Origin of the sequence: Pseudomonas danubii, from assembly GCF_042980055.1 — a bacterium.
Classification (GTDB): domain Bacteria; phylum Pseudomonadota; class Gammaproteobacteria; order Pseudomonadales; family Pseudomonadaceae; genus Aquipseudomonas; species Aquipseudomonas danubii.
In genome coordinates this window covers 3,010,673-3,023,892 of record NZ_CP116502.1, presented here as the reverse complement: position 1 = coordinate 3,023,892, position 13,220 = coordinate 3,010,673, and the positions used below count along the sequence as shown (strand labels likewise).

9 protein-coding genes are annotated in these 13,220 nt (G+C 63.4%); all 9 read right to left on the bottom strand.

Annotated elements, in window-relative coordinates:
• Window positions 1–4 precede the first annotated feature (4 nt).
• On the bottom strand, window positions 5–2,938 hold the full coding sequence (locus PFZ56_RS14000; RefSeq protein ID WP_170001279.1) for a TIGR00180 family glycosyltransferase: 2,934 nt from the start codon (window positions 2,936–2,938) through the stop codon (window positions 5–7).
• A 51-nt stretch (window positions 2,939–2,989) separates the two neighbouring features.
• Complete coding sequence (locus PFZ56_RS13995; RefSeq protein WP_102878847.1) at window positions 2,990–3,727, bottom strand: cephalosporin hydroxylase family protein; 738 nt, start codon at window positions 3,725–3,727, stop codon at window positions 2,990–2,992.
• A 20-nt stretch (window positions 3,728–3,747) separates the two neighbouring features.
• Window positions 3,748–4,818 carry a class I SAM-dependent methyltransferase gene (locus PFZ56_RS13990; protein WP_110595148.1) on the bottom strand — a complete coding sequence of 357 codons (1,071 nt, stop codon included), beginning with the start codon at window positions 4,816–4,818 and terminating at the stop codon, window positions 3,748–3,750.
• Window positions 4,808–5,665, bottom strand: coding sequence for an NAD(P)-dependent oxidoreductase (locus PFZ56_RS13985; RefSeq protein ID WP_170001280.1), 858 nt, complete (start codon window positions 5,663–5,665; stop codon window positions 4,808–4,810). Before PFZ56_RS13985 ends, PFZ56_RS13990 begins: the two co-directional genes overlap by 11 nt.
• Window positions 5,666–5,670: 5 nt before the next feature.
• Window positions 5,671–6,897: a class I SAM-dependent methyltransferase gene (locus tag PFZ56_RS13980; RefSeq protein WP_170001281.1), complete on the bottom strand. Its 1,227-nt coding sequence runs from the start codon at window positions 6,895–6,897 to the stop codon at window positions 5,671–5,673.
• Window positions 6,894–7,454 carry a dTDP-4-dehydrorhamnose 3,5-epimerase family protein gene (locus PFZ56_RS13975; protein ID WP_102864045.1) on the bottom strand — a complete coding sequence of 187 codons (561 nt, stop codon included), beginning with the start codon at window positions 7,452–7,454 and terminating at the stop codon, window positions 6,894–6,896. Before PFZ56_RS13975 ends, PFZ56_RS13980 begins: the two co-directional genes overlap by 4 nt.
• Window positions 7,451–8,533, bottom strand: a complete 1,083-nt coding sequence (gene rfbG, locus PFZ56_RS13970) for a CDP-glucose 4,6-dehydratase (RefSeq protein WP_102864046.1) — start codon at window positions 8,531–8,533, stop codon at window positions 7,451–7,453. Before rfbG ends, PFZ56_RS13975 begins: the two co-directional genes overlap by 4 nt.
• Window positions 8,515–9,288, bottom strand: coding sequence for a glucose-1-phosphate cytidylyltransferase (gene rfbF, locus PFZ56_RS13965; RefSeq protein WP_102864047.1), 774 nt, complete (start codon window positions 9,286–9,288; stop codon window positions 8,515–8,517). Before rfbF ends, rfbG begins: the two co-directional genes overlap by 19 nt.
• 270 nt (window positions 9,289–9,558) lie before the next feature.
• A complete protein-coding gene (locus PFZ56_RS13960; RefSeq protein ID WP_170001282.1) occupies window positions 9,559–13,131 on the bottom strand; it encodes a glycosyltransferase in 3,573 nt (1,190 codons plus the stop codon).
• Window positions 13,132–13,220 lie beyond the last annotated feature (89 nt).

The window sequence follows — 13,220 nt, the reverse complement described above, 5'->3', positions numbered from 1 at the left end:
ATCCTTATCCGAGCAACTGGGCCCAGTTGACCGCACTGGCAGCACCCAGGGCAAAACCCTTGCCGCTCAACGCCAGGTTCTGGTTATAGGCAATATCCTGGGCAAAGCGTGCCGCCCATTTGTCTTGCAGGGCCGCGGCCGCCTGTGGGTGTTGCGGCAACGTCCCCGGATGCTGCACCTGGGCCTGGGGCGTCAGTACCGTGAGGTAACCGGCATCGGCCACTTTCAGGCACAGGTCGACATCGGCGAAAGCCTGGTCGAAATGCTCTTCATCCAGCCCGCCCACCGCCTCGAACAGCGCTTTGCCGATCATCAGACAGGCACCGGACACCGCTGAATAATTCTTCTCCACCCACAGGCTATTCATGTAGCCCGCAGCCTCCTTGGTCTCACCGGCGAAGGCCGCACCCAGGTGGCCGTCGAACCCCAGGATCAGCCCGGCCTGGGTGGTCACGCCGTTTTCGTTCACCAGCTTGGCGCCAACAATCCCGACTTCCGGGCGTTGAGCCTGGTTGAGCAAGCTCTCGATCCAGTTGGCGTTGACCACCTCGGCATCGGCCGCAAGCAGCACCAGGTACTCGCCCCGAGCTTCCCGGCACGCCATGTTGAACAAGGCCGAAGCGCTCAGGCGTTGGCCACTGCGCAACACACGAATGCGCTCGCCGCGGCCTTCCAGGCTGGTCAGCCAGCTGTCGAGCTCGACACTCTGGTTGTGGTTTTCGGCGATCAGCACTTCATAGCGCTGGTAGCGGGTGCGCTGCAGCACGCTGACCAGGCAACGTTGCAACTCGGCGAAATTGTCCTGGCTGGGCAGGATGATCGATACCAACGGCCGCTCGGCGTGCTGATACTCGATCTGGTAGGTACCCGGCTGCGCCGAACCGACCTGAGCGCGATAGCCTCGTGCGGCCAGGTGCCGGGTCAGCACCTGCCGCTCTTCGGCGTCAGCCTCGTCCCCCGGAGCCTGACAAATCAGCAAGGGCTCGGCCAGGTGGGCCAGACCGGCCAGGCCGCCGTCCTGGATCAGGCGCAGCAGCAGGTCCAGCTCCAGCGCCTGCTTGAGCTCACGGGAGAAACCACCAGCCTGCAGCACCGTCTCGCGGTCCAGCAACCAATGCCGGGCCATCAGCGCCGGTGTGCCTTGCAATTGATCGAGGTTGACCCCGGGGCGGAACACCGAAGTCAAAGTGGCATCGGCACGGCGCTGGATCTCGTCCATGGCCACGGCACGAATGCCTTCGGCGCCGAGCAATTCCAGGCTCGCCCGCAGCAGGCCGCTGGCGGTGAACTGATCACCGGCCTCGGCCAACAGCACCCAGTCGGCACGGGACTGGGCCATGGCCTGATTGATGCGCTCGACGTAGTTGTTTTCCGTGACCTTGACGAAATGCAAGGTGTCCTGGGCCGTGGTGGTGGCCGGCAGCTCGCCCGTGGTGAACACCACCAGTTTGAACGCCTTGTAATGACCGGCCAGCAGGCTGTCGAGCGTGGCCTGCAACTTGACCAGGTCAGCGTCCAGATCCAGCAGCAGGATCTGCACTTGCGGGCCACCGGCATGGCGGGCCAGGTGCGCAGCGATGGCACTCAACTGTGCCGGCTCCGGAGCACGGGCCTCGAGCCATTTGAGCAAGCGTCCCGACTCGGTCGCGTTGAACAGCGCACGGCTGTCCGCCCCCGGTACCGACGCCAGGCGCTCGGCCCAGGCCTGCAGCTTGCGCGCCTCCTCGGGCTCGTCGCTGTCTTGCATCGACTCGGCCAGGCGCTTGACCACCTCGCGGTTGAACAGGTTCAGGGTCAGCGCTTCCCACAACCGGGCGCGCAGGCTCTCTGGTGTGTCGTTGGGATGAACCCGCATCAACTCTTCCTGACGCAGCAACACACCCTCCAGCTCTTTGAGCTGCAGACGCCCGGTGGGCATGGCATGCATGAGGAATTCCAACTCGGTCAGCAGATCGAACATCGGCTGGTTGTAGAACGGCATCTCGACGAACTGCTCGGGACCGAAGGAGCGTACCGGCTCGGCTCCGACCTCGACCCAGGCCGAACGGAAGATCGCCGTGCCCTTGAGGGAACGTCCGCTGAGCAGGCAGTCGGCCATGGCGGTGAAACTGTCCAGGGCGATCTGCTTCACCTGCTCGGGGTCCCGACCACTGAAACCGGTGGGCAGCGAGGCGAGGAACTCGGCGAACGCCTCACGCTGGGCCACCGATTGCGCGTCCTTGTAGGTCAGCACCGTCAGCACATTGGTGTTGTGCTCCGAGGCCCCGTAGTTGGCCTCACGCACGGCAAACGGAATCGGCAGGATCCGAGCCTTGGCACAGGCCAGCAGGAAGAAGGAGTGACCGATTTCCTGCCATTCGAAACTCACTCCCGGCGGCAGCAGCTCATACCACTGGCGCAGCAGGTCGGTGCGGGTTACCGCATAGAACGGCGGCAGGAAATGCCCCATGAAGTTCATCACCCGATCCTGGGCATCATGGGAGTCATAGTCCTCCATGACCCGGCGATCACGGCGGTAGTAATTGGTTTCCGAAGCCCGGGCCAGATACATCATCCCGTAGCCATGGCACAGCCCGTAGTCGGGATGGGCCTCAAGAAACTCCAGGGAGCTGGTCAGCGCATCATGGAGGAGAAAATCGTCATCGGCAGCGAACGCCATATAAGGCGTGGTCACCAGGCTCATGCCGTAGGTCAGCTTGTCCTGCAGGCCCTTGTAGCCGAACTGCGGCAGATGCCGGTAGTCGACCTGGGGATAGAGCTGCGCCAGGGACTCATCCGCCTCCAACGACGAATCCAGTACCAGGATCGAGCACGGATAGGTGCTGTAATACTGCAAGGTGCGCCGCATGAACGCTTTGCGGTTGTGGGACAACAGCACAAGGGTGAAACGCTCACTCAGGGGTGCTTTGTCATTCATTGCTTTGTCTCCAACCCACATAGGTACTTCCCCACAACCGGCCAAACGCCTTGAACCTGCAACCATTGATAGTTAACGAACCCGACGCAGGTAACCGTCCGGCGCCACGGTGATCAGCAGCTTGTTCTGCATCTGGTAGTCGATCTCGAAATCGCGGTTCTCCTCCAGATAGGCCCAGACCGCGGTTTTCGGGTTGTCACCCGGGCCCCACGGACGATCCGGGAAGAAGCTTTCCGGCATGTCCTCGACCACGGTGTCCATGACCACGCAGTAGCTGTCCACCGACACCAGCGGCGCATACAGACGCAGCTCTTCGAGCACGTGCTCGTGGGTATGGTTGGAGTCCAGGACCAGAATCACCTTCTTGCCGGCGGCTGCAGCCCGTACCTGCTCGGCGATGGCCGGGTCGATGCTCGAACCTTCGATCATGCGGATCCGCTTGCTCATCGGGTGCTGCTCGATGGCTTCGCGGTTGTGCGGGCGGATATCCAGGTCGATGCCCAGCACTTCGCCATGGCCCTGCAACTCCAGCAGCGAGGCGTAGTAGATGATCGAGCCGCCGTGGGCGATACCGCATTCGATCACCAGGTCCGGCTTGACCTGCCAGATGATTTCCTGCATCGCCATCATGTCCTGGGGCAGCTGGATGATCGGCCGGCCCATCCAGGAAAAGTGATAGCTGTACTTGTGGGTCGCCGACTCGTTGAAAAAGTCACGGGCCAGGCCCTTGAGTTTTTCATCCTGGCCCTGGGCGCTGATCTGCGCCTGGCATTCTTGTTCAAAGGCTTGAATGACGTTGTGCTCGGTCATGTTCGGTTCTCAATGGCAAATTAGCTGAACGAAGCGCTGTCGACGGCGTGATAGACATAACGGCCGTCGGTCATGCGCTTGATTTCTTCGAGGTAGTTGGAATTCATCACGAACAGGTTGGCGCCTGCCGGCAGTGCCTCCATGGCTTCTTGTGGCGATGACACACGCATGCCACTGAGCGGCAGGTACCGGCCCTGTTTGGCCGGGTTGATATCGACGACCTGATCCACCGCCACACCCGCGCGTTGCAGGAACAGCGAATAGATCACGCCCTTGGACGAGGCGCCCCAGATCCCGGCAGCGGTGTGCGGCGCCGAGCCGATGATGCGTTTGGCGCACTCGATGCTGGCGGTGAAATCCGCCGGCATCTGCAAGGGCTGGATCGGCGCCGGCAACGACGACGTCAAGCTGCCCAGGTCCGCCACCACGTACAGGTACTGGCCGCCGAACAGGTGCCCGGCCTCGTGCACGGTGCCGAACATGCGCTGCAGGTCCTCGAGGCGGAAGTAGTTGACGTGCTCATAGAACACGTCGAACCAGGCGCGATGCTCGAGAATCCAGTCGAAACACGGCACTTCGATATAGATCTGCCCGCCCTGGTTGGCATCGGCAATCTCTGCCAGAAAGGCCAGCGGATCAGCAATATGCTCCAGCACATGACGCAGCACGATGGCCTCGGCAGCCAGCCCCAGGCCACGGGTGAAAGGCGCCTTGATCACCTCGGGGTTGGTCCCCTCGTAGGCCGGGTCGATGCCGGTGATGGCATAGCCCTCACTGCGCAGCAGTTCGAGGAAATAGCCCTTGCCGCAACCGACCTCGATCAGCTCGCGCCCCTTGAAGTGCCGGGCGATGATGCCCTCCACATCCATCAGGTGCTGCTGGAACTGCGCCGAATGGGCCTGTTCGTTCTGATAGTCGCTGTCGTAGCTGAGCTTGTCGGCATCGAAGGCCTGATTGAAGATCAGCCCGCTCTTGAGATCCTGCACCAGCACGATATCCGCAGACGCCGAGGCCCGGGCACTCTGGGCATCGGCGAAGGTACGGTTCTGCAACACCGGCAAGTCGGCGACCCGATACAACTCATGCGCCATGTTCGGCTCCTGTTATGTCCAACAAGCGCTGGTTCAAACCCCAGAACGCCATGGGTTCGTAATCCGGATACGGGTAATGCCCCAGGTTCAAGCGGATCGAGGCATCGCGCTGGGCGATACGCTGTTCCACCAGGGAGCGCACGGCTATCGGCCTGCCACTAGAGCAATTGACCACCCCGGAAAATTCTCGCTGCTCGAGCAGCGCCGCCAGGTAGCCGGCAGCCGCCTCGATGTCCAGGTAGTCCCGCAGTTGTTCGCCGCCGGACATATTGAAAACCTCGTCACCGGCATCGATCGCTCGGTCCAGTGCCGCCAGCAGGCTCTTGGGATTCTGTCCGGGGCCATGCAGGTAGAACAGCCGCGCCCACTGCAAGCTGAAGGGCAACTGCTGCTGCAGGGCCTGGAGGAACAGGTGCAGGCTGTGCTTGGCCAAGCCGTAGGGATTGCCTGGACGAGCCTCGGTCTGTTCTGTCAAAGGTCCGCTCTGCATGCCGTACTCGAAGCAGGTGCCGGTGACCAGCACCTGGCTCACCCCCGCCTCGACCACCGCCTTGATAAAGCGATAGTCGGCCATCAGGTTGTGCTCCAGGTGAAACAGCGCCTGGTAGTTCGGCAATCCGGGCCAGGCCAGATGGGCCAAGGCATCGACCCCGTCCACCAGGGCCTCGACATCCAGCTGCGGGTCATGCACATCCAGCGCGCGAAACTCTACCGCGTCGAACCAGGGCATCTGCCGCGCCTTGTCCAGATCCCGGGCCAGCGCCCGGACCCGGCAACCCCGGGCCAGCAAGGCCGCGACCAGATGCCGGCCGACAAAGCCGGTGGCGCCGGTGACCAGCACCGTCATGCCCTTCACAGCAGCTTCAACTCAGGCACGGCAATCACGAAACGCCCGCCCCATTGCCGCACCTGGGCCAGTTGCTCGCTGACTTCGCCCAACAGGTTCCAGGGCAACACCAGCACATAGTCCGGCTGCTCCTGGTCGATGCGCTCGGGGGCCACCACCGGGATGCGACTGCCCGGCAGGAACTTACCCTGCTTGTGCGGGCTGGCGTCGGCGACCCAAGCCAGCAAGTCGGCCTTGACCCCAGCGTAGTTGAGCAAGGTATTGCCCTTGGCTGCCGCGCCGTAGCCCACCACGCGCTTGCCTTCGGCCTTGGCCTGGAGCAGGAAGCGCAGCAGCTCGTGCTTGATCCGCTCAGCGGCTGGCGCCAGGGTCTGGTAGTACTCGGGCGTGTTCACCCCGGCACGCTGTTCCAACAGCAACTGCTGCGCCACGCTGTCTTGCACCGGCCGGCGCGAGCCGTCGATGCGCTGCACGAAGACCCGTAGCGAACCGCCATGGGTGGCCAGGGTCTGGACGTCGAAAACTTCCAGGCCGTTGCGCTGGCACAGGCTCAGGACGGCGGTCAGCGACAGGTAGGAATAATGTTCGTGGTACAGGGTGTCGAACTGCTGCCCGGCCATCAGGCTCAGCAGTTGGGGAAACTCGAAAGTCGCCACGCCCGTCGGCTTGAGCAACGTAGCGAAACCACAGAGGAAATCGTTGATGTCCGGCACATGGGCCAGCACATTGTTGGCCGCCATCAGGTCGGCGGCCCAGCCCTCCTCCAGCAACTGCGCGGCAGTGCCACGGCCGAAGAACAACTCACGGATCTGCAGGCCCTTGGCCCGCGCCGCCTGGGCGGTGCTGCGGGTCGGCTCGACCCCCAGGCAGGGAATGTCACGCTGGGCCACGTACTGCAGCAGGTAGCCGTCGTTGGCCGCCACTTCCACCACCCGGCTCCGGGCGTCCAGGCCGAAACGCTCGACCATCTGCGCCACGTAGTCTCGGGCATGCTGCAACCAGGTGCTGGAGAACGAACTGAAGTAGGCATAGTCGGCGTCGAACAGGTGGTCGGCGCGGGTGTAGTCCTCGGTCTGCACCAGCCAGCATTGCTGGCACACCTGGACCTTGAGCGGCACCCACTGCTCGGCCTGATCCAATTGCTCGGCCCGCAGGTAGGCGTTGGATGGCGGCGAGGTGCCCAGGTCGATCAGAGGCAGGCTCAGGCATGCGCCACAACCGCGGCAATTCATAGTCTTACTCCAGCGAAGGCAGCATCGAGCAAGGGGTGGCTGGCATCCCGGGTCGACAGATTATTGACAGGCAACGGCCAGTTGATCGCCAGTCGCGGGTCCAGCACCGACAACCCGGCCTCGTGCTCGGGGGCGTAGTCGGCGCTGTGCAGGTAGAGCAACTCGGCATCGTCGCTCAGGGCCTGGAAGCCATGGGCGAAACCCGCCGGCAGCAACAGGCTGCGCCCATCGCCGCCACGCAGGTGCTCGGCATGCCAATGCAAAAAGGTCGGTGACTCGGGGCGCAGGTCCACCGCCACATCCCAGACTTCGCCGCGCAAGCAACTGATGAGCTTGGCTTCGGGCCGGGCGGCGGTCTGATAGTGCAAGCCACGCACGCTGCCCTGTTCGCGGGTGCAGGAGTGGTTGATCTGGCGAATATGGAAGGGCTGGCCAAAGGCGCTCAGACTGCCTTCGCAGAACAGCCGGGAGAAATGCCCGCGCTGATCTTCGAAGCGTTTGTGGCGCACCTCGAACAACCCGGCCATTGGCAGAGCCAGGACCTGGAACTCGCTCACAGCGCCCCCCGGTACAGGTTCAACTGCCCAAGGGTCACGGCACGCATGTCCGCGCCGCTCTTCCAGGCCAGGTGCCAGTCCAGGGTCTGCGCCAGGCACTGTTGCAGCGTCCAGCGAGGTTTCCAGCCCAACAGCTGGCGCGCACGACTGCTGTCCAGACGCAGCAGGCCGGCTTCGTGCAGCTCACTGGGTTCGATTCGCAGGCCCGGGGCCTCGGGCCATTGCCGGGCCAGCAACTCCACCACTTCACCGACGCTGCACATGTCCTGTTCACCGGGCCCGAAGTTCCAGGCACCGGCGTATTGCGGGCCGTTCACGTACAGGCCGGCTGCCAGTTGCAGGTAACCGGCCAGGGGCTCCAGGGCGTGCTGCCAGGGGCGTACCGCCTGGGGATAACGCAAGGTCACCGGCTCGTCGGCCGACCAGGCCTTGAGCACGTCGGGAATCAACCGCTCGGGGGCGAAATCGCCACCGCCCAGCACGTTGCCGGCCCGGGCCGTGGCCAGGGCCAAGCCGTGCTCGGCATAACGCTCGGCAGCAAAGAAGGATGAGGCATAGGACTGAGCCAGCAACTCGCAACAAGCCTTGCTGCTGCTGTAGGGGTCATGGCCGCCCAGGGCTTCGTTTTCCCGATAGGGCCACAGCCATTCCTGATTGGCGTAGACCTTGTCAGTGGTCACCAGGACGCAGGCACGGACCCCACCGACCTGACGGATCGCTTCCAACAGGTTGAGGGTGCCCATGACGTTGCTTGAGTAGGTCCCCAGCGGATCACGGTAAGCCTCGCGCACCAGGGGCTGGGCCGCCAGGTGCAGGACGATTTCCGGCTGCACCTGGGCGATCAGCTCCAGCAGGCTGCCCAGGTCTCGCAGGTCGCCACGATGATCGTCGACACCTTCGGCCACCCGGGCCAGTTCGAACAGGCTCGGCTCGGTCCCGGGGTCCAGGGCGAATCCGCTGACCTGGGCCCCCAGGCTTTGCAGCCACAGGCTCAGCCAACTGCCCTTGAAACCGGTATGGCCGGTCAGCAGGACCCGCTTGCCACGCCAGAATTCCTGGCTCAGTCCCATTGCTTCCACGGGGCCTCCCCGCTTTGCCAGAGCTGCTCCAGATGATTCTTGTCCCGCAGGGTATCCATGGACTGCCAGAACCCCGAATGCTCGTAGGCGCTCAGTTGCTGATCCTTGGCCAACTGGATCAGCGGCTCGGCCTCCCAGGTGGTGCTGTCGCCATCGATGTAGGACAGCACCTTGGGCGACAACACGAAGAACCCGCCGTTGATCCAGCCACCGTCGCCACGAGGTTTCTCGGTGAAGCCCAGGACCTGGTCGCCATCGCGATCCAGGGCGCCATAGCGGCCCGGGGGCTGCACGGCAGTGACCGTGGCCAGCTTGCCGTGGGACCTGTGGAAATCCACCAATGCACCGATATCCAGATCGGATACGCCATCGCCATAGGTGAAGCAGAAAGCCTCGTCTTCCTGCAGATAACGTCCGGCCCGGCGCAAGCGTCCGCCGGTCATGGTTTCCTCTCCAGTGTCGATCAGCGTCACGCTCCACGGCTCGCTGTAATTCTGATGCACGTCCATGCGGTTGTTGCGCATGTCGAAGGTCACATCCGAAGTGTGCAGGAAGTAGTTGGCGAAGAAGTCCTTGATCGCGTAGCCCTTGTAGCCCAGGCAAATCACGAAGTCATGAATCCCGTGGGCGGAATACTGCTTCATGATGTGCCAAAGAATTGGCTTGCCACCGATCTCGATCATGGGCTTGGGCTTGAGGTGGGACTCTTCGCTGATTCGCGTACCCAGTCCACCTGCCAGAATTACTGCCTTCATCGCTGTCCTCTTGCTCTTCGTGGGCCAGCCCAGCCCTTTCAGGACTGGCACGGCGCCAGATGCAGATCATTCATCGCAACCAAAGGGGCCCTTGCACTGCGCCGCAGTGAAGGATTTATGGCGATTTGCCGAGGACTTGCAGGAAGTGCGCCAATTGCGTGCGCGGCGCCCGCAGGCGCCGCAGAAGACAGCGAGAGCAACCACCCGAACGGAGGATTGCCCCACATCCCGGCCAACGACGATGGCAATCGCCGGCCCGGGGGAGGACGATCAGTCCGCCAACCATCCCCACAGCCAGTGCCGCAGGTTGTCGTCGCGCAGCATGAAGTCGCGATGCACCGCTTCTCGCAGCTCATCCCCCATGCGGTAACTGGCTGCCGGGTCGGACAGGTGCATGCGGATCGCCTGCAACCATTCCTCGGTACTGTTGCTGCGGACCTTGGTGCAAGGCAGGAAACCGCGATAGGCCTCGGTGTCGGTGCAGATCACCGGGTAACCGCAGGCACCGTATTCCAGGAGCCGCAGGTTGCTCTTGCAGTCGTTGAAGATATGAAACTCCAGCGGCGCCAGCGCCAGATCCAGGTTCAGGCTGGCCAGCTTGAACGGATAGCTCTGCAGGCTGGTGAGCGAGTGAAATTCGTGTACGTAAGGACGCAGGTCGTCAGGGCACATGCCAAAGAATACCCACTCGACCTCGTTCGCCAGCTCGCGCACCACCTCGGCGATGATCTCCAGGTCGCCGGTATGGCTGGTGCCACCGCCCCAACCCACCCGCGGCTTGCTGGAGGTACCACGACGACTGGTCAAACTGGCCCAGGGGTCCAGCGCCAGCATGTTGGGCACCACGCGAATGTCGCTGTGCATGCTCGACAGGGCATCGGCCAGGGGCTGGGTGGTCACCACCACGCGATCACACAAGCCGATGCCTTCGCGCAGCATCTGCTCGGTGTTCACCGGCTTGTTCCGAGCGTGGGTGTTCTTCTTCGGCGCACTGACGATGTAGTCGTCGAGCTCGAAGACCCGCAGGGCGCTGGAGTATTTTTTCATCCGCAGAATGTCACTGGCCGCCCCTTCGCTGTAGCGGCACTGCAGGATGATGGTATCCGGCGACAGGCGCTCGATGTCCGCCGTGGACGGCGACTCGTAGGCCACCCGGGCAATCACCCGCCCCGCTTCTTCCAACGCCGTCAGGGGACCGGTCACCCGGTAATGCCCGACCGCGGAACTGTTGACCGGCAAGCCGAGGATCAAGGGCAAGGCGCGACTGCAGAACGGATTCCAGTTGTTGCGCAAGGAAGGCTCCAGACTGAAGCTGGAGTAGCCCAGGCTCAGGGCCGGGTTATAGGCCGGATCGCGAGCGATCTTCGCCATCCACTGCTGGTAGAAGCGCTCCTGCTCGGCCTCGCGGGCCAGCTGCCGCTCGCTGTCATCACCGGCAGGCGACGCTGGCCGCAGCATCAGGGTAGCGTGAGGCGTCCAGACCACCAGATAGCCGTTGCGGTCGACCCGCAGGCACAGGTCGGTCGCACCCAATTCGTCGGCGAACGCCTGCGCATCCAAGCCGCCCAGGCTGTCGAAGACCTCCTTGCGTACCATCAGGCAATCGCCACTGACCGCACTCCAGTTCTGTACCACTTGCAGCCGTTGCATGTAGCCCCGGGCGTCCATGGCTTCGCCGACAAAGGGCGAACTCGCAGGCCCGGCCATGCCCAGCACCTGGCCGGCATGGAGAATGGAGCCATCGGTGGCCAGAATCCGCGCCCCCACCACGCCCACCTCCGGACGCTGGGCCTGATTGAGCAACTCATCCAGCCAGTCGCCGCTGCAGATCAGCGCCCCCGGATTGAGCAGCAACAGGTAGTCGCCACGCGCCAGGCTCGCCGCACTGTTGATCAGCGCAGCCTGGCTGTGCGGACCGACATAAGGCAGAACCCGCAGCATCGCACCACCCAGCTGGGCCATGGCCGCCAGCCAGTCGGCCATGGCCGGGTCGCGACTGCCGGCATCCACCAGCACAATTTCGTAGTGGTTGTAGGCCGTCTGCTCGATCAGGCTTTCAACGCAGCGCTGCAGGGTCGCCAGGGAGTCACCGCACGGCAGGATGATCGACACCAGCGGCCGGCTGCCATGCAGGTAATCGATGCGATTGAGCAGGGGCAGGTCATCGTGAACAATCCGGTGTTCCACACCGATCCGCTGCAGATGCGCGGCCACCAGCCCTTCACTGGCCTCGATCACCTGGGGGCGGGACAACCACTGGGCGAAGCTGAACTCGGACTCCAGCTGGATATCGGCAATGTGCTCGATGGTCCGGGGGCCCGCCGCCTCCACCATCCGCCATAGAAGATCATGGGGCGCCAGTTCGCCATGGCGCGGATCGAACCCGCCTTCGGCCATGAAGCGCTCGCGGGAAAAAGCCAGGGCACGACCGACATAGGGATAGGAGCGCATCAGGTCGAGGTTGAAGTCAGGCTTGAACACCGGCTCCGACGACTCCCCCTCTACCAGCGCGCCTTCATCACTGTAGGCGCAGAGCATGGCCGGGGTATTGGCGATGCGCTCGGCAAGGATCAACAGTGCCGACTCCTGCAGGCGATCACCGGCCTGCAGCAGATAGAACCAGTCGCAACCTTCCAACTGCGGCACCAGCTCATTGAGCTGCTGCACCCAGTCGCCTCGCAGAGGCTGGTGCAGAACCCGGTCACGCACCTGCTCCTCGCCCACCGACAACACCAGCACCGCGGCAGGCGCGAACAGCTGGCCATCAATGCTGTCCAGAGTCCGGGCAAGCGCTTCGCCATCGCCCTCGAAGTCAAGGACCACCGGCACCAACTGCACCCGCCGCGGCCAGCTGTCGATGCGCTGAGGCATCAGCCGCTGCTCCACCGCCGAGAACTTGCGTACCGACAGCCACTCTCGATAGAAATCCTCGTAACTGATGCTCTCGCCACCCACCCGGCCATCGACCACGGTACTGCGGTTGCCCAACACCCGGGTCACGCACAGCTCCTGCCAGTTGCGCGGCTGCCCGGCCTCCCGAGCCATATCGACATACCGCACCCAGCCTGCCGCCGGCGCCGACTCGCCACTGCGGGCGGCCAGCATCTGCACCAGCCACTCCCACTCACTGCGTGCCTGCTTGAGCATTTCCGGGGTAGCGCTCAGGCGCCCCGGGTACAGGCGTTCGCAACTGAGCACCGTCACCAGCGCCGCGAGGTTGCCACGGCGCATCAGGCAGATGAACAGGGCGAAATCCAGCAGCGCGACAAAACCCGCGCCCTCCTGGATCAATGCCGGCAGCAGCTCCAGCACATCGGCACGACGCATCAGTGCCGAGCTGAAGTTGCCGAGGAAATTGCGTGGCGTGCTCTCGAAGATCGCCAGCATATCCTCGCCCTTGAGCACGGCATCGTTGTAGGTAAAACGGCAGTTGTCGACCCGCGGCGGCAGGATGAAATTCCCAGCGTCACTGAATACCCGCAGCGCACACACCAGATTGACATCCGGATTGTCGATCAGCACCGGCGCCTGCAGTGCGATGCTGGGTGCAAACAGCCGATCGTCGTCACACAACACCTTGATCAGCTCGCCACGCGCCTCTTCAACACAGCGCAGAACGTTCTTCTGCAGCCCAAGGCGTTGCGGGTTGCGCAGGTACCGCACAGGGTGCGCAGGCTCGGCCACGGCTTCAACGATACGCTGGATCTGATCGTCGGCACTGTCGTCGCAAATGACGATTTCCAGAGGCTGGTAGGTTTGGGCCAAGGCACTGTCGAGGGCCTGGCTGAAGAAGCGCGGGTTGAAGGCGGGGATAACGATGCTGACTAGAGGGGCTTGGTTCACGGTTGCAAACTCTCGAGCGGCGAGCCCTGGCCAGAAAGAACAGGGCTGCAGAACCGCTTAAAAAAGACGGCTGACGGCTCGACGGTCAT

Excerpts from the sequence above, each read along its gene's own strand:
- PFZ56_RS14000 (WP_170001279.1), bottom strand. The coding sequence starts at position 2,938 with ATGTGGGTTGGAGACAAAGCAATGAATGACAAAGCACCCCTGAGTGAG.
- PFZ56_RS13995 (WP_102878847.1), bottom strand. The coding sequence starts at position 3,727 with ATGACCGAGCACAACGTCATTCAAGCCTTTGAACAAGAATGCCAGGCG.
- PFZ56_RS13990 (WP_110595148.1), bottom strand. The coding sequence starts at position 4,818 with ATGGCGCATGAGTTGTATCGGGTCGCCGACTTGCCGGTGTTGCAGAAC.
- PFZ56_RS13985 (WP_170001280.1), bottom strand. The coding sequence starts at position 5,665 with ATGACGGTGCTGGTCACCGGCGCCACCGGCTTTGTCGGCCGGCATCTG.
- PFZ56_RS13980 (WP_170001281.1), bottom strand. The coding sequence starts at position 6,897 with ATGAATTGCCGCGGTTGTGGCGCATGCCTGAGCCTGCCTCTGATCGAC.
- rfbF (WP_102864047.1), bottom strand. The coding sequence starts at position 9,288 with ATGAAGGCAGTAATTCTGGCAGGTGGACTGGGTACGCGAATCAGCGAA.